Origin of the sequence: Grimontia sedimenti, assembly GCF_011045095.1 — a bacterium.
GTDB classification, from domain to species: Bacteria; Pseudomonadota; Gammaproteobacteria; order Enterobacterales; family Vibrionaceae; genus Enterovibrio; species Enterovibrio sedimenti.
This window is the reverse complement of record NZ_JAALDL010000002.1, coordinates 24,732-45,572: the sequence shown is the minus strand read 5'-3', so window position 1 is coordinate 45,572 and position 20,841 is coordinate 24,732. Positions and strand designations below refer to the sequence as shown.

Annotated in this window: 17 protein-coding genes; 10 read left to right on the top strand and 7 right to left on the bottom strand. The window is 48.6% G+C overall.

Translation table 11 applies throughout. The features are described from left to right. Positions 1-23 precede the first annotated feature (23 nt). Together G5S52_RS03095 and G5S52_RS03090 are read right to left on the bottom strand one after the other, a co-directional pair. Positions 24-2,483 (bottom strand): FtsX-like permease family protein, encoded by a 2,460-nt coding sequence (locus G5S52_RS03095; protein ID WP_165011754.1) that lies wholly within the window; start codon positions 2,481-2,483, stop codon positions 24-26. Continuing rightward, positions 2,464-3,135, bottom strand: coding sequence for an ABC transporter ATP-binding protein (locus tag G5S52_RS03090; protein ID WP_002542492.1), 672 nt, complete (start codon positions 3,133-3,135; stop codon positions 2,464-2,466). The genes G5S52_RS03095 and G5S52_RS03090 overlap by 20 nt, the downstream gene beginning before the upstream one ends. A gap of 398 nt (positions 3,136-3,533) precedes the next feature. Between G5S52_RS03090 and G5S52_RS03085 the strand changes: the two genes are divergently transcribed. Continuing rightward, the gene (locus G5S52_RS03085; RefSeq protein WP_165012101.1) at positions 3,534-4,994 is read left to right on the top strand and encodes a DUF2867 domain-containing protein; all 1,461 of its coding nucleotides are present in this window, start codon (positions 3,534-3,536) and stop codon (positions 4,992-4,994) included. A gap of 11 nt (positions 4,995-5,005) precedes the next feature. Here the strand turns inward: G5S52_RS03085 and G5S52_RS03080 are convergent, their stop codons facing one another. The 3 genes from G5S52_RS03080 to rsuA all read right to left on the bottom strand — a co-directional run bounded on the left by G5S52_RS03080 (position 5,006) and on the right by rsuA (position 7,823). Beyond that, positions 5,006-5,659 carry a DUF2913 family protein gene (locus G5S52_RS03080; RefSeq protein ID WP_165011753.1) on the bottom strand — a complete coding sequence of 218 codons (654 nt, stop codon included), beginning with the start codon at positions 5,657-5,659 and terminating at the stop codon, positions 5,006-5,008. A gap of 4 nt (positions 5,660-5,663) precedes the next feature. Then, positions 5,664-6,863, bottom strand: a complete 1,200-nt coding sequence (locus G5S52_RS03075; protein WP_165011752.1) for a Bcr/CflA family multidrug efflux MFS transporter — start codon at positions 6,861-6,863, stop codon at positions 5,664-5,666. A 258-nt stretch (positions 6,864-7,121) separates the two neighbouring features. Beyond that, positions 7,122-7,823, bottom strand: a complete 702-nt coding sequence (rsuA, locus tag G5S52_RS03070) for a 16S rRNA pseudouridine(516) synthase RsuA (RefSeq protein ID WP_165011751.1) — start codon at positions 7,821-7,823, stop codon at positions 7,122-7,124. A 269-nt stretch (positions 7,824-8,092) separates the two neighbouring features. On the opposite strand from rsuA, the gene G5S52_RS03065 reads away from it, so the two are divergent. The 3 genes from G5S52_RS03065 (at position 8,093) to rplY (ending at position 10,873) form a co-directional block, all read left to right on the top strand. Further along, the gene (locus G5S52_RS03065) at positions 8,093-8,560 is read left to right on the top strand and encodes a GNAT family N-acetyltransferase (protein ID WP_165011750.1); all 468 of its coding nucleotides are present in this window, start codon (positions 8,093-8,095) and stop codon (positions 8,558-8,560) included. 59 nt (positions 8,561-8,619) lie between these two features. Continuing rightward, positions 8,620-10,392 (top strand): DNA repair helicase RadD, encoded by a 1,773-nt coding sequence (gene radD, locus G5S52_RS03060; protein WP_165011749.1) that lies wholly within the window; start codon positions 8,620-8,622, stop codon positions 10,390-10,392. Between the two features lie 202 nt (positions 10,393-10,594). After that, a complete protein-coding gene (gene rplY, locus G5S52_RS03055; RefSeq protein ID WP_165011748.1) occupies positions 10,595-10,873 on the top strand; it encodes a 50S ribosomal protein L25 in 279 nt (92 codons plus the stop codon). A 235-nt stretch (positions 10,874-11,108) separates the two neighbouring features. Here rplY and G5S52_RS03050 read toward each other — a convergent pair whose 3' ends face one another. Continuing rightward, entirely contained in the window at positions 11,109-11,372 is a 264-nt protein-coding gene (locus tag G5S52_RS03050; RefSeq protein WP_165011747.1) for a DUF1289 domain-containing protein, read from the bottom strand. A gap of 265 nt (positions 11,373-11,637) precedes the next feature. Between G5S52_RS03050 and G5S52_RS03045 the strand changes: the two genes are divergently transcribed. Next, positions 11,638-11,949 carry a hypothetical protein gene (locus tag G5S52_RS03045; protein WP_165011746.1) on the top strand — a complete coding sequence of 104 codons (312 nt, stop codon included), beginning with the start codon at positions 11,638-11,640 and terminating at the stop codon, positions 11,947-11,949. 77 nt (positions 11,950-12,026) lie between these two features. Here the strand turns inward: G5S52_RS03045 and G5S52_RS03040 are convergent, their stop codons facing one another. Further along, entirely contained in the window at positions 12,027-14,384 is a 2,358-nt protein-coding gene (locus G5S52_RS03040) for a DNA polymerase II (protein WP_165011745.1), read from the bottom strand. A gap of 158 nt (positions 14,385-14,542) precedes the next feature. On the opposite strand from G5S52_RS03040, the gene G5S52_RS03035 reads away from it, so the two are divergent. The 5 genes from G5S52_RS03035 (at position 14,543) to G5S52_RS03015 (ending at position 20,840) form a co-directional block, all read left to right on the top strand. Further along, on the top strand, positions 14,543-15,292 hold the full coding sequence (locus tag G5S52_RS03035; RefSeq protein ID WP_235956073.1) for a winged helix-turn-helix domain-containing protein: 750 nt from the start codon (positions 14,543-14,545) through the stop codon (positions 15,290-15,292). Further along, positions 15,292-17,790 carry a PAS-domain containing protein gene (locus G5S52_RS03030; protein WP_165011744.1) on the top strand — a complete coding sequence of 833 codons (2,499 nt, stop codon included), beginning with the start codon at positions 15,292-15,294 and terminating at the stop codon, positions 17,788-17,790. Before G5S52_RS03035 ends, G5S52_RS03030 begins: the two co-directional genes overlap by 1 nt. A gap of 104 nt (positions 17,791-17,894) precedes the next feature. After that, the gene (locus G5S52_RS03025; protein ID WP_165011743.1) at positions 17,895-18,917 is read left to right on the top strand and encodes a sugar ABC transporter substrate-binding protein; all 1,023 of its coding nucleotides are present in this window, start codon (positions 17,895-17,897) and stop codon (positions 18,915-18,917) included. Between the two features lie 88 nt (positions 18,918-19,005). After that, positions 19,006-20,046, top strand: a complete 1,041-nt coding sequence (locus G5S52_RS03020; RefSeq protein ID WP_165011742.1) for an ABC transporter permease — start codon at positions 19,006-19,008, stop codon at positions 20,044-20,046. Further along, complete coding sequence (locus tag G5S52_RS03015; protein WP_165011741.1) at positions 20,043-20,840, top strand: ATP-binding cassette domain-containing protein; 798 nt, start codon at positions 20,043-20,045, stop codon at positions 20,838-20,840. Before G5S52_RS03020 ends, G5S52_RS03015 begins: the two co-directional genes overlap by 4 nt. Position 20,841 lies beyond the last annotated feature (1 nt).

Below are 20,841 nucleotides of genomic sequence, written 5' to 3'. Positions count from 1 at the left end.
GGGTTGTGGTTTCATGTCGCGCATTACTGAGCTTCCCGCAAGGAGAGGATTGCTGAGCGTTTAATCAAACGCCACACAGGCCAACACCCTGCCAACAGCAACGTGAGCAAAGAGCCACCCAAGGTGATGAGATAACTGGTCGGAAAATAGGACACAGACATCGTCCAGCCAAACGAATATTTCAGCACAATGTTGATCAAGACTTCGGCAATGATAAGTCCAAGTGGCAGTGCAAAGAGCGCGGAGAATAAGCCAATTAGCATTAACTGACCGCCACCTAAGAAAGCCAGCTCTCTGCCAGATATTCCCATATAGCGGAGCAATGCGTATTGACGTTGACGAGATAACTCCGTCGCTAGCGTCGAGAAAAACAGCCCGCAAATTGCAATGATCAAAGTTAGGGTACAAAGCGTGTCTGTGACGAGGAACGTGCGATCAAAGATACGCATTGCCGTTGCTAGAATATCTCTTTGATTGCTGACCTGCGTCTCCTGCAGGTTGAACTGCTTACGCATCTGTTCAACCAGAACGCGTTCATCCGCATCTTCATTAAAGAGTGCCGCCACACCAACCCGCCCTGAGTCTTGAATCCAGGGAATCAATGACGAACGATTAGAAATGATGACCTGACTGTAGGGGTTGCCGTAGTCAAAGTAGATGCCAGCGACTTTCCAGCCATCTCCAAAAGGTGCTGGAAGTGAAATACTGTCTCCCGGCTGCGCGTCAAATTTAAGCGCAAGAGACTCGCTCAGCATCATGGACTTACCTTGGTGAAGATGGTTCCAATAGTCCGGCGCAGCCACTTTAATCGCCAGAGCTTCACGCTCTTCAGCACTGGTACCAATACTGTGAATTTCAACAATGCCTTGAGCGGTGTCTATTTCATGTCGCCATTGGACCAGACTGCGTTTTACCTCGTCCTGATTTTCTAGCCAATCTGAAAGCTGTTGGGCAACTTCTTTTTCCGGCTTCACATAGATGTCTGCCGCGAGTCTTTGTTGCAACCAACTTTCCGTTGTAGTTCGGAAACTTCCCACCATGGTTTCCATGCCAATGTTTGTAGCAATTGCCATCATAAATGCCATGGCCGCAATGCCACGATAGCTGAGGCTTGCGGAAGCATCGGATAGGAACCAACGAAGACGGGCTATTTTGATTTTATCGGAGAGCAGCAGGAAGCACTTCCACATCATAAATGGAAGCAGTAAACCACCGCTGATAAGGATAAGCGCAATAAGTGTAAAACCTTGAGCCTGGCTCTGGGGCGCACTGTAAACCAACAGCGCGATAATAATTAAGATTGACGCAACGATGGCTTGCCAACTGAATTCTCGTCCAGAGAAGCTAACAAGTGACATGCGTTTTGATAAGCGCGCAGGTGGCGTTGTCAGCAATCGGTATAACGGCCAGCCTGATGCCAAAGCAAAACCGCAAACGCCTAAAAGGAAGCTGTAGAAACCCCACTCCCACTGCCAATGCAAGGTAAGATCGACGTTGGCGCCATAAAGATCACTCAGCGTTGTTGCTACGGTCGGCATGAGTTTTTGCGCCAATACCAGCCCCGCAATGTTACCGCCAATCAAACCCATAAATAGCCAAACCAGCATTTCAAGGCTAACAACCCAAGCCAACGATTTCCGTCCAACGCCTAATTCCCGCATCAAGCCGACCAGCGGCTGGCGTTGCGCCATTGAAAGGGAAATCGCCTGATAGAAGATAAACAGGCCAACCACAAAGGCCAGCAACCCCATGGCGAAAAGATTGAGGTGGAACGCTCGTGTCAATGGACCCAGTTGTGCCGTTTCTGTTCGAGATAGCGTGATCGTAGAAGGAAGCACATCGCGCAATGCATCACGCTCAGCTTTATCCATTGCACCACAGTAAATTAGGCCAAAGCCGTCATGATCAGACAAGCCGCGAATCACTGACATATCGCCGAATATGCGTGTCCCCGAGCCAATCTGACCACCTTCTACCAGCTTTATCGGTCCAATCTGCTCGCCATCCTCAAGCGTAATTTTCTGCCCGTCTACCCAGCCTAAGTGGTTGGCGAGCTCTGTACTGACCCACTGGGTGGAGAGTCCATCACGAAGAGGCTGTTCTGCAGCAACAGAGTTGGGGTTGGCAACGTTAAAGGCAAACATGGCGACCGTATCGACACCCATTAATTGGATGTCCTGACCGTCTTCGGTACTCGTTCGATAGATATCGACAGGCACACACTGGTTGAAGCCGGAGCGTCGCATAGAGATATAAAGTGGCTCGTCAATGCGTTTTCCTCGTTCCCGGTGGTGGAGAACATAAGGAAACGGATTGGAAAAGAGGCTAGCGCCTTCTTTATAGCTGTCTTGCGCGTGTTGGTTGATTGACATAACACCGACCAACAAAGCCACCCCAAGCGTTAACCCCAACCAGACGAGTAAAACTTGAAACGGATGTCGGCGGTAGTGTCCGAATAGCGCTTTAGCTACGGGTACGTACATTTAGAACGCCCCCTTGTAGCGTGACACGATGCCCGAGATAATCCGCTACTTTTTCACTGTGAGTGACAACGAGCAAAGTGCAGTCGAGCGAATTGGTCAGTGTCGTAAGAAGCCTCATTACTGCGTCGGCATTGCGCTCATCCAGACTGCCTGTTGGTTCGTCAGCCAGCAGGATTTTGGGTTCCATATAGAGAGATCGCGCAATCGCTGCACGCTGCTGCTGACCACCAGACACTTCTTCGGGATAGCGACCCAGCAAAGGCATCAAATCCAGTGCGGAGAGGATTTGTCGCCACAGACCGTCGTCATCATGAAGGCCCTTCAACTGACGGCAAAAGCGGATGTTGTCAGCAATGGTAAGCGTGGGGAGCAGATTGAATTGCTGGAAGATCATGCCGATATTGTTGCGGCGAAAGCGGGTGCGATCGCGCTCAGCAAGCTCGTGGATAGGCGTTCCCGCGACAATGACTTCGCCGGAATCAGGGTTATCTAATCCACCAATAAGGTTTAACAGAGTACTCTTGCCTGAGCCACTCTCGCCCATCAAGGCCACCTGATCATGCTTGGCTAAGGATAGCTCTGCACCTTGCAATACTGGATGGAATTCCCCTCCATCAAGATAGCCTTTGCAAAGTCCAACCAGCTCTAGCATTTCTTCCCCTTGGTTTTTCCAACAAGCGTCGAAAAAGGTCGCGCGATAATGTGATAGGTGAAGCAATTTACCGCAAACTTCGGCGTCAAGAAAGGTGTTTGAATCCACAGCACATTTTGACAATTAATCACATTCGCTCATTTAACCATCAATTCATGCACGCTATATCCAGCTTTAAAGGCATAGATAATCACAGTTTTTTGCTCTCTTTTCCGATAGTCTTGTTTCTTTGACACCGTGCTGACAACGAACAGTCAGGCTTTCGCATGCTAGTTTGTCTTATTTCTCAATAAGGTCATTGCGAAGGAAGTCTGAGATAATGACAAAAAATACGAGCAATCCTGCGGCAGAGATCGCTCTCATAGAATGAAGAAGTTTGCGATGAGATTCAAAATATGATGCCCAGTAAAAAGATTTTGGTGATTGGTGCGACGGGTTATGTGGGCAGTCATTTGGTACCCGCACTGCTCACGCAGGGCTATCAGGTCATCGCAACCAGCCGCTCATTAGAGACACTAAAACATCAGACTTGGCATAACCACCCGAATGTGACGCTGACTGAGGTGGATCTGTTAGACGAAGGCGACCTATCCTCCATTTTCTCTGGGGTATCACAGGTCTTTTATCTGGTTCATGGCATGGAATCTGGATCAGATTTCTATCAGCATGAGCTCAACATGGCGCGTCATGTTTCGAATCAGATAGCAAAAAGTCAGGTTTCCCGGCTCATCTATCTGGGCGCGACCCAACCCAACAATGTCACTTCTACCCATTTAGCAGCCAGAAAAGTGACGGGGAATATCCTACGCGATTGCGGCAAGCAAGTGATCGAACTGCGCGCCGGCATCATCATTGGTAGTGGTTCTGCGGCTTTCGAAGTGATGAGAGATATCGTCTCTCACCTCCCTGTCATCACCACGCCAGTCTGGGTTCGCTCCAAATCCAGCCCGGTTGCGCTTGATACCATGATTGGCTACCTCACTAAACTCATTGAAGTGCCCATCGAAGGCTCACCGATTTTTGATGTCAGTGGCCCCGAAGTGATCAGCTATGAAGATCAAATGCGTCGTTTTGCCCGCATTATCAACAAGCGGATCTTCATCATTAAGGTGCCTTTGCTAACACCCAAGATATCCTCAATGTGGCTAACGCTTGTCACGACCGTGCCCAAATCTATTGCCAGCGCACTGATTGATGGGTTGCGCTATGACTTGCTCCCTACCGGCAAGGATATAAGCACTCTAATTCCCGTACCACAACTCGGTTTTGAACAAGCTATTGAATCCGCACTCAGCAATGAAAGTGATGTTGTTAAAAATGACATTTGGGGTTTTGATCCTGATGCCATCGCTCGCTGGCACCGAAATTATGGCTACTACCCCAAGCATGCTGGCTTCACCATAGAAACCGATGCTACTGCGGAATCGCTCTGGTCGAACATACAAAAGGTCGGCGGTGATGAAGGTTATTTCTTTGGGAATTGGCTTTGGAGAATCCGGGCTTATATGGACGCTACCGTTGGTGGAAATGCACTCAAAAAGCGCCGACCGCAAAGGTCTTCGCTTGAAACTGGTGATTATATCGATAGCTGGAAAGTGATTCAGTGCCACCAGCAAAAACATTTGTCACTGCTGTTTGGCATGAAAGCGCCGGGACTAGGCCGTCTGGAATTTACGGTGAAAGACTTGGGAGAAACGCGTTTGTTGGATATCCGCGCCTGGTGGCACCCTGCAGGTTTCAGCGGCTTGCTTTATTGGTTTGCGATGATGCCCGCTCACCTTTTTATCTTCAAAGGCATGGCTTTTGCTCTGGCAAAAAAAAGTGGTGCGAAGAAGTCTGCTCCTGCGCACCACACTTAATCTTGTAGACTTTAAGGCTTCAAGCTTTCCGGTAACACCAGCAGTCTGTCGGCTTGGTTACGGGGCCAAATCTGGTATTCACCGTGATATTTCACGATGGATTTGTAGTCAGTCACTTTGGTCATCAGCATGCCATGCTCACGAACGGTTTCAATAAACCAAGATTCTGGACCACGAACATAAAGGCTCAACGGTTTTACCAGCTCGCCTTCTTCATTGAAGCTTTTGCCCAAAGCAATGCTGCAAACCGCAAAAGAATGCTGACCGTCGGAAATCACACGCACCTTACGGTTGATCTCGTATTCGGTGTGGGTCATCCAATCGGCCTCTTCGAGCGCGGCTACCAAAGCGTCAAACTGGCTTTTAGTAATCGCACTGTGCTCATCACCTTGCGGGAAATGGTGATGATAAACACTCGCGATATGTTGCATTTGGCCTTTAATATTGGCGTGTTTGCCCATACTGCGACCCTGCTGCACCCAGGCCGTCATCTCTTTAGAAACAGAATTTCCAAAGCGCTGTTTTTTTACTGCTTGGGCTACCCAACGGCAAAGGAAAGACTCTTCACTCACAGGGTTACTTTGTAATTTGCCGCTAGCCTTTGCTTCTTCAAGTTCAGCAAGGGCAGAATCCACGACGGATTTAATGTCTTCGATGTAGCTCATTTTCTTATTTTTTCGCTAAGCCCCAGTAAAACAGGGCGGATAAAAACGCACATGCTGCCATAGCACCGGTCATCGGCCAGGCTGAATTAACGTGAATGACCGCAACTGTACCACCAACTACGGTGCCCGTACCAAATCTCAATGTTCCCGCCAAAGAGGACGCAGTCCCCGCAAGCTCAGGATACGCACTCAATACACACGCCATTGAGTTGCTGCCAACAATAGAAATCGTGCCGACAAAGAACATGACGGGAATCACTGTTCCCCATAAGCCCCATTCAAAAGCTTGCCCCGCAATCAGAGCGATACCAGACAGAAGTTGAATCGTCAGACCGATTTGCAGCATCTTCTCGCTGCCGATTTTGCGCACAAACTTGCCGTTAAAAGAGGTCATCACAATCAGACAGACGACGTTCAAGCCGAACAGATAACCAAAGTTCTGGGTACTTACGCCATAGTAGTCGATGTACACGAATGCACCGGCAGTCAGGAATGAGAACATGCCCGCGAAAGAAAAACCCGAAGCAAAGATATAGCCCACAGACTTTCTTGAACGCAGGATCTTCATATAATTGCGCAGCGTTGAGCCAAGACGGAGTGGCGGCCTTCCCTGCACGGGTAAGGTTTCTGGAATCAGTGATAACACCAAAACAATAACCAACGCGGCAAAGCCCGCTAACACCCAGAAAATCGAACGCCAGCCAAACCAAACCGCCAGATAACCACCAATCATCGGCGCTGCAAGAGGTGCCACCGTCATCACCAGGGTGATAAACGACATGGTGCGCGCAAATTCTTCGCGGTCAAACATGTCCCGTACCAATGCCGCGATAACAACCGCTGCTGCAGCACCAAAGAAACCCTGGGCAGCCCGAACATAGGTCAAGGTTTCAATATCTACCGCCAATGCACTGACAACCCCACCAACCAAGAAAAATGCGACACCGCCAATCAGGACAGGGCGTCGGCCATAGCTGTCAGAGATAGGGCCATGAATAAGCTGACCAATAGCGAAGCCTGCGGTGTATGCAGCCAGCGTTTGCTGGACCTGCCCTGGGTTGACGGACAGGTCACGAGCAATTTCTGGCATTGCCGGCAGGTACATATCAATAGCTAAAGGCGTGAGCGCGGCAATAGCACCGAGCACAAGGATCAAGAGAAAGGTCAGCTGTTGCTGCTGTTGGTTTACTGCATTTGTCGTCATGTATGCCTTGGTAAAAGAGGAGGTGGAGAAAAAGTGGCTTACCCTGATTGATTCAAAGGCTAGCTGATACCCACTTCAGAAAGAGATAACGGGTATTGATCACATATTAACATCAAGATTCATTCCAGTGAGGAAATGATGCCTTTCTATCTGGATCTAGTCGATTGTTCCTTAATCTACTGACCTTGCGATGTATTATTCAGATAAAGAAGCGCTGCAATGTTGACCTTGCAGCGATCTGTTAGAACATGTCTATTACTACTTAGGTAAGAACAGAGCGATCTCTTCTTTAGTCAGCTCGCGGTACTCACCCGGTTCCAGTTCTTCATCCAGAATGAGGTCACCGATGGATTCACGATGAAGACCAACCACCTTGTTGCCTACTGCGGCAAACATACGTTTTACCTGGTGATATTTCCCTTCGTGAATGGTAAGAAGCACTTCTTTTTCGTCTAGCTGTTCCATCTGGGCGGGCAAGGTTTCTGTCTTCTCTCCACGCAGTTTAATGCCTTCTGCAAAAGTCGCTGCAACGCCCTCTTCTACCGCATCATCTAACCAAACTCGGTAAGTTTTGTCGCATTTGTGTTTTGGGGACGTCACACGGTGTGACCATTGGCCATCATCGGTCAGCAGCAATAGACCGGTAGTATCGCAATCCAAGCGACCTGCAATGTGCAGCTTTTCAGCACCGATTTCATCCAGCAGGACAAAAACCGTTGGATTGTAAGGATCGTCATGCGAACAGACATACCCTTCAGGCTTATTCATCATGTAGTAACGAGGACCGGAAAGGCTCAGCGACATGCCATCGAATTCTACATCCGCATCTTCGGCAATTTTGATAGCACCGTTTTTGATGACTTCACCATCAACCGTGACACGCTCTTCTTTGAGGACTTTCGCTGCTTGTTTGCGCGTAACACCCACTGTTTCGCACAAGAATTTATCTAGCCTGATCATGACTTCTCACCACATGTTTCTGAGGGCGCGGATTATATACTTAAACTTTCAAGAGAGGCAGTGTTTAAAGCTCGCAGCCGGGTGTTTTATCAAGAAAGTTCAGATCCGTTTATGTGCTCTCATTCCTTATTGTTGAAATTGCACTCTCCGATTCACTGTCTATAACTAAGAGATGCCGAACTTAACAAAATCGCCACAGTCTAAACTCGTGACTTCTAAAATATGATTATAATCTCCCATCGACTAACTTATTGATCAGGGAAGCATTTATGAAAATTACGCTGCAGTCGCCTTCCGTAGAGTCAATGCCACGTCTACTTGAACTGTCAAAGTTTATGCACGACCACGAGGCACTGACTTTTGATGTCGAACATGTGACTTCCGCATTCAGTTTCCTCATTGGACACCCTAACCATGGCGACGTTTTCCTTATCAGCCTTGAGCAAGGAAGCGAGCAGGAAATTATCGGATATGTTGTGCTTTGTTACAGCTTCAGCATTGAACTGGGCGGACAAATCGCGGTGATCGACCAAATCTTCCTCCAGCAGGATTGGCGTCGACAAGGTGTCGGCTCTCATGTTCTGCCGAATATCGAGGCGCATGCCCTCGAAAAAGACTGCCACGCTGTGATTCTTGAAGTAAACATTGGTAACAGCGGTGCCAGAGAGTTTTACGAGCAGTTTGACTATATGGCTCGCCGCCAGCATTGCATTATGTCCAAGCGTTTATCGCGCTAGCCTTTACATTGTGTGGCAGATACACTGGGCAGCCTTGAATTGGCTGCCTTTTTGATTCCATGTATACCCTTCGTCCTTATCAGGCTGACGCGGTCAAAGCCGTCGTCCACTACTTTAGAAACAACATCACACCAGCCGTTGCGGTGCTTCCAACCGGTGCTGGGAAAAGCCTGGTTATCGCAGAACTGGCGAAGTTGGCACGTGGTCGAGTTTTGGTGCTTGCCCACGTTAAAGAACTCGTCGAGCAAAACCACGAAAAGTACGAAGGCTATGGACTGAAAGGCGGGATTTTCTCTGCGGGTCTTGGCAGAAAAGAGAGCAACGACAAAGTTGTGTTTGCTTCAGTCCAATCCGTGGTGCGAAATCTCGATGCTTTCAAAGACCAGTTTTCTTTGTTAGTTATCGATGAATGCCACCGCGTGCCGGATAACGAAGACAGCAGTTATCGTAAAGTCATTTCTCATCTTCAAACGGTTAATCCTGGCATCAAAGTATTGGGGCTAACTGCTACGCCTTATCGACTCGGTATGGGCTGGATTTATCAATATCACACCGCTGGACGTGTTCGCAGCGAGAAACCCAGATTCTTCCGCGATTGTATCTTCGAGCTTCCTATCCGATTCTTGTTGGATGAAGGCTTTTTAACGGAAGCAAAGATCCTCGATGCACCTGTCTTGAGCTACGATTTTTCATCACTCAAAGCGTCACCAACTGGATTCTATAAAGAAGCGGATTTGGACCGCGTGATAGAAAACGCACCAAGGGCAACGCCCCAAATCATTAATCAGGTCCTCGATTATGCCAAAGAGCGACATGGTGTGATGATCTTTGCCGCCACGGTAAAACACGCGCAGGAAATTCTCACCCTGCTACCTGAGAACGAATCGGCACTCGTCATTGGTGATACAGCGCAAGATGAGCGTGACAGTATTATCCAGCGCTTCAAAAAACGAGGAATTAAGTATCTGGTCAACGTATCAGTGCTGACAACCGGCTTTGATGCACCACATGTCGATCTCATCGCTATCTTGCGTCCGACAGAATCCGTCAGCCTGTATCAACAAATCGCAGGACGGGGTTTGCGCCTTTCTCCCGGTAAGACTGACTGTTTGATTCTGGATTATGCAGGCAATGTCTACGATCTTTACCAGCCTGAAATTGGCGATCCCAAACCTGACAGTGACAGCGAAATCGTTACTGTTCCCTGCCCGGCCTGCGGTTTCAACAACAATTTCTGGGGCAAGTTGGATAACAACGGTATTCTCATTGAACACTATGGCCGTCGCTGTCAGGGCTTTTTCGAAGATGATGGCGAGCGGGAAATTTGTGGTTACCGTTTCCGCGCCAAGTTCTGCAGCGAGTGTGGCGCAGACAACGACATAGCCGCAAGGCGCTGCCACCAATGTGATCACACATTAGTCGATCCTGACAAAAAGCTGAGAGACGCCTTAAAGCTCAAAGATGCCATGATCATGGCCTGCGCTGACATGCGATTAACAGCGGGGAAAAACAAATTCGACAAACCGCAGTTAAAAGTCACCTATGTCGGGCAGGATGGCGCGGAAATTCATGAAGTCTGGCCCCTTTCGACCAAACGCCAAAAGGATGAATTTCTCGCTAAATTTATCAATCCACATTTGGTTGACCGGCACAGACCTTTTACAGACACAGCGCCTTCTAAAGTCGCGCGTGCAGAACACAGGCTGAGGTTTCCTGACTTTATTGTGGCGAGAAAGAATGGCCGATTTTGGGCGATTAGGGATAAAATCTTCGACCTGAATCAGTTTGCCTCACAGCAAGAGGTCAGAACCATGTTGACCAACGTGGCTTGAGCGGAAAAACATCGCAACCCACCTCAAACCTGATGATTAAAAACACAATGCGCACAAGTACTCAGCATTCACGCATTAAATCACTGGCAACGCTTGTTATTACCCAGTCTCAATGTTAGTATCCGCGCTCGATTTACTTGGTACTTAGTTTGGTCGCAAATCTAGGTACTTATTTTCAACTCTCTATTTAAGAGTATTTATTATGAAATTCGAAGCAGTAGTACGTACTGAGCAGGGTAAAGGTGCGAGCCGCCGCCTGCGTCACGCTGATCAATTCCCAGCAGTAGTTTACGGTGGCGAAGCAGCTCCTGTAGCAATCGCTCTGGACCACAATAAAGTGATCACTCAAATGGACAAGCCTGAGTTCTACGAAGCGATTACTCTTGTTATCGACGGTACTGAAGTTAACGTTAAGCCTCAGGACATCCAACGTCACCCATTCAAGCCAAAAGTTATGCACATGGATTTCATCCGCGTATAATTGCTTTGAGCTTGAATTGAAAAAGCGCCTCTCGAGGCGCTTTTTTTGTATTCGCTGTTTGTCTTCAGCTAATCATACCCATCACAGTAAATAGGTGATCAGAAATAGCGCAGGAAAAATGCTCGAGAACAAGGCGGAAAATTTCGATAAGTAGTTATTCTACAATCAAATTTTCCAACGCAATTATCGAGAATTTTAACAAGCTAGGATGAGCAGATATTTACTACGATTGGTATCAGTCTTCATCGCCAAACAGGGACTGTTGTGGGCTGATCTCTTCCACATTTCCTTCTGCGTCTTTCGCCAACTTAGCCCGCATCACGCGCACGTAACGCTGCTTACAAAGTCGAATTACATTGCGTCTTTGCTCACCGGTAAAGTCATTCCAGTGAAAACGCTCTTCCCTGCTTCGAAAGCAACCTTTGCAATAGCCTTTGTTATTCACCTGACACACACCAATGCAAGGGCTAGGCACGGTAAAGAAATCGAGTTGTTCCATACACCCTCCGATGTCGTTTGTGTCTGTGTTTTCATTCAAGCGAGTTTTCACTCGAAAAGCAAATTTCCTTCTGTAACTCGCTGATATTAACTTTACGCCCAATCATTTCCGCTTAGGTGATTTCTACTAGTGGAATAAAATTCCATTGCGTTTAGTGGTCTAAATTTGTTAAGTTGACCACATAACCTTTTGGGTTATCGCCTTTTTACAGTACAGAGCTCCAACTCTGAAAAGGCGCAAGGATGATTGTTATTTAGGAGGAGTTATGTCGTTTTTCGTTCCGTCCGCTGAGTCCCAAGATCACGCAGAATCCATTTACCTAGCCATTGCTAAACACGTTGATGCCCCAGTCAAGGATTCGCGCATTGAAAGCCTGACGTGGGAACATGAAGGTCAGGAAGTGAAGGCTAAAGTTGGCGGTAAATTACCGACCTGCTTTGGCACAGATGATGAAGTTATCCTGGCCATTTTTGATTGTGGTGATGTCTATAAAGTGTGTACACCAAACCGTGGTGCAGTCTGCTTTGACCCGGTTGTTGCCTCTCGCACTTACGTTTCAAGCGTCGATTTCTTCTAGCTCGAAGTATTTTGAAGACAAAGAGCCAGGCAATAAATGCCCGGCTCTTTGTTTTTCTTCAACGAATAAACCCGAATTTAAAACAATCCTAACTGTGGCATCGCCAAATCATCAAAGTTCTTCCCGATGAAAGGCAATATACCGTCTGCAATCGGCTTCAATTGTTTGTCGACGTAATGTTGATAGTCATACGGACTATCCAATGCTTCTAATGGCTCGGCACCGTTAACAGTGATTACGTATTCAATCCAGCCGCCGTGCTGATACTGAAGGTTGCGCCCTAGCTTCTTATTCGCCTCATCGGCTTTGCGTGCTGCTTTCACATGGGGCGGCACATTCTTCTCGTAGTCAGAAAGCTTACGGCGTAATCGTTTACGATAGATAAGTTGATCATCATTGTTACCACGTAACGTGTCTTCAACCGTATTACGAACGTACTCTTCCACCTCTTCCCCATCGAAAACCTTCTGATACAAGGTTTGTTGGAAAACCTGAGCCAATGGCGTCCAGTCTGTCCGAACCGTTTCCAATCCTTTATAGACAATACGTCGCTCACCATCTTTATTGACCAAACCCGCATAGCGCTTTTTACTGCCGGTATCCTGTCCACGAATCGTGGGCATCAGGAATTTCTGGTAGTGAGTTTCGTATTCAATCTCAAGCGCCGAGGTAATTTCATAGTTTTCGGTTAGATGGTTAATCCACCACGCGTTAATATGCTCCACCAGCGCTTGACCTACTTCATCCGCTTCTTCGTTTGGATAGAGCCTTCCTAGCGAAACAAAGGTCGAGTCAGTATCACCATAAATGACTTCATACCCTTTTGCTTCAATCAGCTCACGGGTGGTCTTCATAATTTCATGACCACGCATGGTGATTGACGACGCCAGCCGATGATCAAAGAAGCGGCAGCTTGATGAGCCCAACACGCCGTAAAAGGAGTTCATGATGATCTTAATCGCCTGTGAGAACGCCTTTTCGCCTTTCAGTTTGGCTTCGTCGCGGGCTTTCCAAAGGTTTTCGATCAATGACGGCAGGAAATGTTTTTCTCGGTGGAAGACACCGCCACGAAAGCCAGGAACACTTGTTTCCTGAGCCTGAAGCCCTTCAATCAAACCTAAGGGGTCGATTAAAAACGTACGGATTATCGAGGGATAGAGGGATTTGAAATCCAACACCAGTACGGAGTCATACAAGCCAGGTTTACTGTCCATCACATAACCGCCGGGGCTGGCAATCCAGTTTTCGCTAGCCAGCGTTGGCGCGATATAACCAGCACGGTGCAACCTTGGCATATAAAGATTGGTGAAAGCCGCCACTGAGCCGCCAATACGATCCAGTTCAATACCCGTTAAACGGCTCCGCTGGATAAGAAATTCCAGTAAGTGGGTTTGCTCAAAAATGCGGTTAACCAGCACACAGTCCTGCAGGTTGTATTTGGCAAGCGCAGGTTTATCGTCACGGAACATCCGGTTGATAGAGTCCATGCGATCGTAAGGGTTATCAATCGCTTTGCCTTCGCCGAACATTTCACGGGATACCGATTCAAGCGACCATGAACGAAAGCTGTATGTCGCCGTTTTCAGCGCATCAATGCCATCAATCACCACACGCCCTGGCAAGGTGATAAACCCCTGCCGGCTGTTTGAAGAATCGCGCCAATGTGCCTTTTCTCCACCGCGCCCTAATCGTAAATCCAGCTTGTGGAATGCAGCGCGTTTGACCAGAAGCCTGAAGTCAAAATCAATCACACTCCATCCCACGACCACATCAGGATCAAACGTGACAAACCAATCATTGAGCGCTTTCAGTAAGTCATATTCTGATGCTACCCATTGAATCCAAGGATACTCACCAGCATTGGCTGGCATATCGCCAATCATGATGACACGGCTGTCACGTTCGCTATCTAGGCCTATTGAGTATAGTACGCCCTTCTCTGAGCACTCGATATCGAGTGACACGCGGGAAAGTGCAGTGGAATAGTCCGATGATTTCGCTTTGGCCTCACGATACTCTGTAAAGCCTCTGCGTTGGGTAGCGTTGCCCGCGAAAGTTAGTCCACCGCAGATAAACCTTTCCATCAGATATCGGTCAGGCAAACGGACATCAGATTCGAGAGTATTAATCTCTTCCATCTGAAGAAGACGGCTTGCACGATTGGCAGCGTTGATCGTATTGAAGTAAAAACCAGATACCGTTTGGAGAGTAAAGTCTTTCAAAGGCAGTTCGCGGCAAGTAAAGGCGATACCTGCGGTATTGAGTATTGTCTGAGCCTGATTCACATGAATGGACGCAACAAAAAACACTGGCTTTTCACCCGTGACAATCAACTTCGCGGGTCCATTGTCGGTCTGAACCCAGAGTGTCAGTTCAGTCTGTTCGCCGATATCACGGCTGTGTCGACTGATTAAAAAACCGTCTTGATACTGCAAGTTAGCCTCAGAAATAGCAATCTCAGGGGCAGTATACCTCAGCTTGTCGCCTATCGTAGATTTTATCTGTACGTACAAACAGTATTTGATTCATTCTCAGAATTCCTCCATTCAATTCAGTAGCCTACTGCTATAGTTCCTAAGTCAATGGAGGAAGTATGATGAGCAGTCAGGTCTCACATATCGTCGTCGTCGATGACGAGCAGGAAGTGAGAGACGTCCTAGCCGATGCCCTAACTCAGGTTGGTTACAACGTCACTAAAGCAAGTAATGGCAACCAGCTTAGGGCAGCCAGTGATATCGATTTGGCCGTGATAGATCTCCGTCTAAACAACGAAGATGGTCTCCAATTAGCGCGTCAACTCAGGGAAAACAGCGACATTCCCATTATGATGCTCACTGGCAAAGGCGATGCCACCGATCTGATTATTGGACTGGAAGTCGCAGCCGATGATTACATGATGAAGCCCTTCAACCTGCGCGAGTTCACCGCCCGTGTGAATGCGCTGCTTCGTCGGAGCAAAAAATCACAGGCGATTGAATCCAAACCGGTCGAGAGTGACGAAACCCTCTATCAATTTTCTGATTGGACGCTCAACCTTTCCCGACGCCAACTTATTCATACCAAGGGGCACCAAGCTGACCTGACTTACGGTGAATTTTCCCTTCTCGAAGCCTTTATTTCCTCCCCTCAGCGAGTCTTGACCCGTGAACAGTTGATGGAGAAAACACATGGTTTTGACAGTGATTCGATGGACAGAACAATAGATGTACTAGTGGTTAGGCTCAGGAGGAAAATCGAGCCAAACCCTCGAATTCCTTCGTTGATCAAAACTGAGCGAGGTTTAGGTTATCGCTTCGATTGCGCCGTCGCCCAAGTCATGAATTCGGCATTAAGCGACCAGTAATGCGAAGCCAGAGTATTCGCCCGCATTTAATGCTGACACTGTCGGTATTGTTGCTTCTTACCACACTGATGGCGGGCTTTTCCCTGTTTACGTTATGGCAGAATCAATACCTGCTCGATCGCGTCACGGAAACTACTTTGACCGATACGCAAACGGCTTTGAATCTCTCTGAAGGTGTTGCTCAAATTGCCGCAATGGCGCCTTATACCGCTTCCTCTGCCCGGCCATTTCAGGTCCAGAACGAAAAAGCCCAGCTCTACGCCAGAGCGAAAGCATTGCGAGAGAATGCCGCCAAACTGACAAATCCAGATTATGCCTTGGAGCTTGGGAAGCGCTATCAAGAAGTAGAAAACACACTCACCAGACTGATGGCAAACGTTGAAAGTGAGTTGTTTATTCGCGAAGACTTGATGGCCCAGCAGTTCTCGCTGGATGAACTTGAAACCTATCCATTTGGTAAAGGATTTGTCGATGCTTTCCGCAAGGATCCCTCCCGGATCCAGTCAGGATGGATAGAACAGGTGATGGTCAGCATCGAAAATGAATCCGTGGACAATCCCACTTTGGCACAGAACGTTTCGCCCGTGCTGGCAACCCTGTCCCGCAGTAACGAACAAATCAACGCATTGCGTTCAGAAAATGCCTTCTTACTGGCCTCTATCCGCGCGCAGTCAGAGCGAATGGCTGACTACGTGACGGAGATTGTTCAAACCCACCAGAATGATGTCAACGAACAGCAGCTGCTCGCCAGAAAAGCCATCAATCACGTTGCGCTGCTGATGGCGTTCATATTGCTCTCTCTCGCCGTTGGCGTGTTCTATCTTTATCGTTTTAATGATCGCATGGCGAAAGACCTACAACGGGTCACTGATGAAATGATTAGCCTCGCCAGTGGTAACACAGAACATGAACCTATCAACATTCCCCGTCAGGATGAAATCGGCAAGCTCGCGAGTGCTTTCAAAGCGTTCCAACACAACGCAATCGAAAAAGCCCGGGTCACAGGCGACTTGTCTCGCCAGAAGCTTTTGTTAGAAACCCTGTTCCACGATATGCAGGATGGACTAAGTGCCTTCGACAAAGACAACCGCCTGTTGGTTTGGAACCGCAAGTATGTTGCTCTACTGGGGATTGATCCCCAAAAGTTAAATGAAGGCATGCATATTGAAGATGTTCAGGCATTGATAACGCCTTCATTGTTGCAAAGTGAACAGGAATCTCTCGATGAAAGAGAGACCATTGCACAGCGCCACTTGGAGCCACAGGTGTTTGAACGTCAGTTCAAGGACGGCAGAATCGTCGAATACCGAAGCCAACCTCTTCCTTCAGGTGGCTTTATCACCCTGTACAGAGATTTAACTGAAAGCCGTCAGATAGATCTGAAATTACGTCAGGCGCAGAAAATGGAAACGCTGGGACAACTGACTGGCGGCATCGCACACGACTTCAACAATTTGCTCTCAGCTCTTGGTGGCAACCTTGATCTATTGGACATGAATGCCTCTCTAGAAGGAAATCACAGAACCTATCTAAACCGCGCCCTTTCAGTGACAGAGAAAGGCACACAATTAGTCGACAGGCTACTGGCTTTCAGCCGCCGACAGCCGCTTCATCCAGAACCCGTAAATCTGGAACAAACCTTGTGGGAACTCGCCGATCTTCTTGAATACACACTTGATGGCACAAGCCGACTAACGTTGGATCTTTCTGAATATGAAAATTGGGTTTATCTGGATAAAAGTGGATTGGAGAACGCATTGATCAACATGCTTCTCAATGCCAATACCGCGATGCCAGAGGGTGGCATCGTCACCCTTTCCACCCGTGCCTGTCAGATGCTCGAAGGCAATCAGGAAGCGGTATTGTTGGAGATTTCTGATACCGGCAATGGCATTGCGTCGGATGTAATGACCAAAGTGATGGAGCCCTTTTTCACCACCAAGGAAAAGGGGCAAGGCAGCGGCCTTGGCTTGAGCATGGTATATGGCTTTGTCGAGCAATCTCATGGTGAAATTGCTATCAGCTCGCGGTTGGGCGTTGGCACTCAAATCAGCATCATGTTGCCCCTCACGCAGGAAAAACGTAGCGATAACGCTTCAGAATTGTTCCCTGAAACCGTTACCCGTGTTGGAAACCCTAGGGTTTTGTTGGTGGATGACGATGATGATGTTTCCCTCCCCATCAAAGCCCTTCTGGAAAACGACGGCGCAAAAGTCACAGTGGTTCAGTCAGCGAGCGAAGCGCTGACAACACTTCAAGAGATCTCTTTCGATTGTGTACTCAGTGACATTAATCTTGGCAGCAAAGAAACCGGGATTTGGCTGCGAAGCAAAGCGCTTCATCTATTCCCTGATCTTCACTTTGTTTTGATGTCCGGACTCCCTGCCAGCCAGCTTTCTGAGCAATTTGACTACCAACCTGACTGGCCTTTGATCACAAAACCAATAAGTTATCGTCAGCTTCACTTATCTCTCTTTCCAAAATATTCAGATAGTTAGCCGCTTTATTTCAATTGTGAACAGCAAGATTCACGATTTGAAACCGTTCATTCGTTTTCATTTGCCAGTGTATTTGAAAAGACAAAGACACAAGGAGATCTGCTATGAAAACGCTGTTACGCAAAACCGCTATTGCCGCTATGTTTGCAGCCTTGCCACTGGCACAGGCTTCCGCAGAAGAAGTGCTAATTGGTCTGATTACCAAAACTAACACCAACCCATTCTTCGTGAAAATGAAGGAAGGCGCTGAAGCAAAAGCGAACGCCTTAGGTGCCAAAGTCAGTTCATTCGCAGGCCGTTTCGACGGTGATACTGACTCTCAGGTTCAGGCGATTGAGAACCTGGTTGCCGCCGGTGCAAAAGGGATTCTCATTACCCCAAGCGATCCACAGGCACTCGCACCGGTTGTCAAACGCGCCCGTGACGCAGGCGTGCTTGTGATTGCACTGGACACCCCGTTCTCTCCGGCCAACGTCGCTGATGCCACCTTTGCAACAGACAATTTCAAGGCTGGCGAAATGATTGGACAGTGGGCAAAAGCAAAACTGGGGGACAACGCAAAAGACGCCCGTATCGCGCTGCTGGATTTGAGTACCGCCAACATCACCGTCGATGTAGCACGTAATCAGGGATTTCTCACAGGGTTTGGTATCGACACCAAAAACCCCGATATTAACCGCGACGAAGATGACTCTCGCATCGTGGGCAACGACGTGACCCAAGGCTCAGAGGAAGGCGGCCGTCGCGCAATGGAAAACCTCCTCCAGAAAGATCCCAGCGTAAACCTCGTTTACACCATCAATGAACCTGCTGCGGCTGGCGCTTATGAAGCCCTCAAAGCAGTAGGCCGTGAAGATGACGTGATTATTGTTTCTGTCGATGGCGGCTGCCCAGGTGTGGATAACGTCGAAGCAGGTGTGATCGGCGCGACGTCTATGCAGTTCCCCCTTAAGATGGCATCACTGGGTGTTGAAGCGGTGGTGGAATACGCTAAATCTGGCGTGAAACCGGGTGCGACACCAGGCAAATCGTTCTTTGATACCGGCGTAGAACTCATCACTGATGAGCCTGTTAACGGCGTGTCTTCGTCTACTTCGAAAGAAGGTAAAGGCAAGTGTTGGGGCTAACCCCTTAGGTTTCGAGAGGGAGCCCTTCCCTCTCTTTTCTAATCTCGGACATTTCCTGTCTGGACACGGACGCACTCAGGAGCAATAAATGTCATCTTCATCTGAACAAAACCGCACACTTGGAGACCAACTCCATCAAGGTTTTAGCGTTGGACAGCGCATTCAACTCTATTTACATAATCACCCGACAGCCGCCCCTTTTCTCGTTCTGATCATTGCTGTTGCGGTATTTTCAACCTTGGTTGGTGATCGTTTCTTCCACCCATTCAACCTTTCTCTGGTGCTCCAACAAGTCACTATCATTGCTGTCATTGGAATCGCGCAAACCCTGATCATTCTGACCGCGGGAATCGATTTGTCAGTCGGTGCCATAATGGTCCTCACATCGGTGGTGATGGGAAGATCAGCCATAGACTATGGCTTTTCCGCCCCCGTTGCTTTGTTGGCAGGATTATCCGTCGGCGCAATATGCGGCCTAATCAACGGCCTTTTGGTATCACGGATTAAGCTCCCGCCGTTTATCGCCACCTTGGGTACATGGAACATCTTTTTTGCTTTGAACCTTTGGTATTCAAACAGCCAGACAATCCGCTCACAAGTCATTGACCAGCAAGCGCCATTGTTACAGTGGCTTGGCAATACTATTGAGTTCTTTGGTGCTCGCATCGCTTACAGTTCCATCTTCATGCTGCTGCTGTTTGTGATCATCTGGTATGCCCTGAACTGGACAGCTTGGGGACGGCACGTTTATGCAACGGGCGATGACCCCGATGCAGCTCGGCTTGCTGGCATCCGAACACGCAAAATTCTGCTATCAGTCTACATACTCGCTGGCGTGATATGCGGCCTTGCGGCCTGGGTATTGATTGGGCGAATCGGCTCAGTCAGTCCACAGGCTGGTTTCACCGCCAATCTGGATTCCATAACCGCCGTAGTGATCGGCGGAACCAGCCTCTTTGGCGGTCGGGGCTCTATCTTCGGCACCCTGATTGGGGCGCTCATAGTTGGCGTATTTAAAAACGGCCTGGCGTTACTGGGGGTTGATGTACTTTGGCAGGAGTTCACTGTCGGCATTCTCATCATCGTGGCTGTCAGTATCGACCAATGGATCCGGAGGGTGGCATCATGAGCAATGAAAACCAAACGCCAGTGCTTCAGGCCAGAGGGCTGGTTAAACGCTATGGTCGCGTCACAGCGCTGGATGGCGCAGATTTCGATTTGATGCCCGGGGAAATTCTGGCTGTTATCGGTGATAACGGCGCAGGGAAATCCAGTTTGATCAAAGCCCTTTCCGGCGCGCTGATCCCCGACGATGGAGAAATCATCTTGGACGGCGAGCGCGTTAAGTTCTCCAACCCAATGCAAGCCCGTGAAGCCGGTATCGAAACGGTTTACCAGAACTTGGCAGTTTCCCCTGCCCTCAATATCGCAGACAACCTCTTCCTTGGTCGGGAAATTCGTCATTCAGACTGGCGCGGCAAATGGTTCCGCATGCTGGATAAGAAAGCAATGCGCGACAAAGCCAAGGAAAAGCTCACGGAGCTTGGCTTAATGACGATTCAGGACATCACCCAAGCAGTAGAAACGCTCTCAGGAGGGCAACGCCAAGGGGTCGCCGTGGCACGTTCTGCTCTGTTTGGCTCAAAAGTGGTGATTATGGATGAACCCACTGCCGCTTTGGGCGTAAAGGAATCCCGTCGCGTGTTAGATTTGATCCTCGAAGTGAAAAACCGTGGGCTTCCTGTGGTGCTGATCAGTCACAACATGCCTCACGTATTTGAAGTGGCTGATCGTGTGCACATTCACCGCCTGGGCAAGCGGGTGGACATCATCACTCCGCAGACCCACACTATGAATGATGCCGTCGCAATCATGACGGGTGCAATGGAACCAGGGCAAACCATCGAAACGTCTGAGGCTTAGC

Bases quoted from the DNA above. Each gene is read 5' to 3' on its own strand.
- G5S52_RS03095 (WP_165011754.1), bottom strand. From the start codon at position 2,483: ATGTACGTACCCGTAGCTAAAGCGCTATTCGGACACTACCGCCGACAT.
- G5S52_RS03090 (WP_002542492.1), bottom strand. From the start codon at position 3,135: ATGCTAGAGCTGGTTGGACTTTGCAAAGGCTATCTTGATGGAGGGGAA.
- G5S52_RS03085 (WP_165012101.1), top strand. From the start codon at position 3,534: ATGCCCAGTAAAAAGATTTTGGTGATTGGTGCGACGGGTTATGTGGGC.
- G5S52_RS03080 (WP_165011753.1), bottom strand. From the start codon at position 5,659: ATGAGCTACATCGAAGACATTAAATCCGTCGTGGATTCTGCCCTTGCT.
- G5S52_RS03075 (WP_165011752.1), bottom strand. From the start codon at position 6,863: ATGACGACAAATGCAGTAAACCAACAGCAGCAACAGCTGACCTTTCTC.
- rsuA (WP_165011751.1), bottom strand. From the start codon at position 7,823: ATGATCAGGCTAGATAAATTCTTGTGCGAAACAGTGGGTGTTACGCGC.
- G5S52_RS03065 (WP_165011750.1), top strand. From the start codon at position 8,093: ATGAAAATTACGCTGCAGTCGCCTTCCGTAGAGTCAATGCCACGTCTA.
- radD (WP_165011749.1), top strand. From the start codon at position 8,620: ATGTATACCCTTCGTCCTTATCAGGCTGACGCGGTCAAAGCCGTCGTC.
- rplY (WP_165011748.1), top strand. From the start codon at position 10,595: ATGAAATTCGAAGCAGTAGTACGTACTGAGCAGGGTAAAGGTGCGAGC.
- G5S52_RS03050 (WP_165011747.1), bottom strand. From the start codon at position 11,372: ATGGAACAACTCGATTTCTTTACCGTGCCTAGCCCTTGCATTGGTGTG.
- G5S52_RS03045 (WP_165011746.1), top strand. From the start codon at position 11,638: ATGTCGTTTTTCGTTCCGTCCGCTGAGTCCCAAGATCACGCAGAATCC.
- G5S52_RS03035 (WP_235956073.1), top strand. From the start codon at position 14,543: ATGATGAGCAGTCAGGTCTCACATATCGTCGTCGTCGATGACGAGCAG.
- G5S52_RS03030 (WP_165011744.1), top strand. From the start codon at position 15,292: ATGCGAAGCCAGAGTATTCGCCCGCATTTAATGCTGACACTGTCGGTA.
- G5S52_RS03025 (WP_165011743.1), top strand. From the start codon at position 17,895: ATGAAAACGCTGTTACGCAAAACCGCTATTGCCGCTATGTTTGCAGCC.
- G5S52_RS03020 (WP_165011742.1), top strand. From the start codon at position 19,006: ATGTCATCTTCATCTGAACAAAACCGCACACTTGGAGACCAACTCCAT.
- G5S52_RS03015 (WP_165011741.1), top strand. From the start codon at position 20,043: ATGAGCAATGAAAACCAAACGCCAGTGCTTCAGGCCAGAGGGCTGGTT.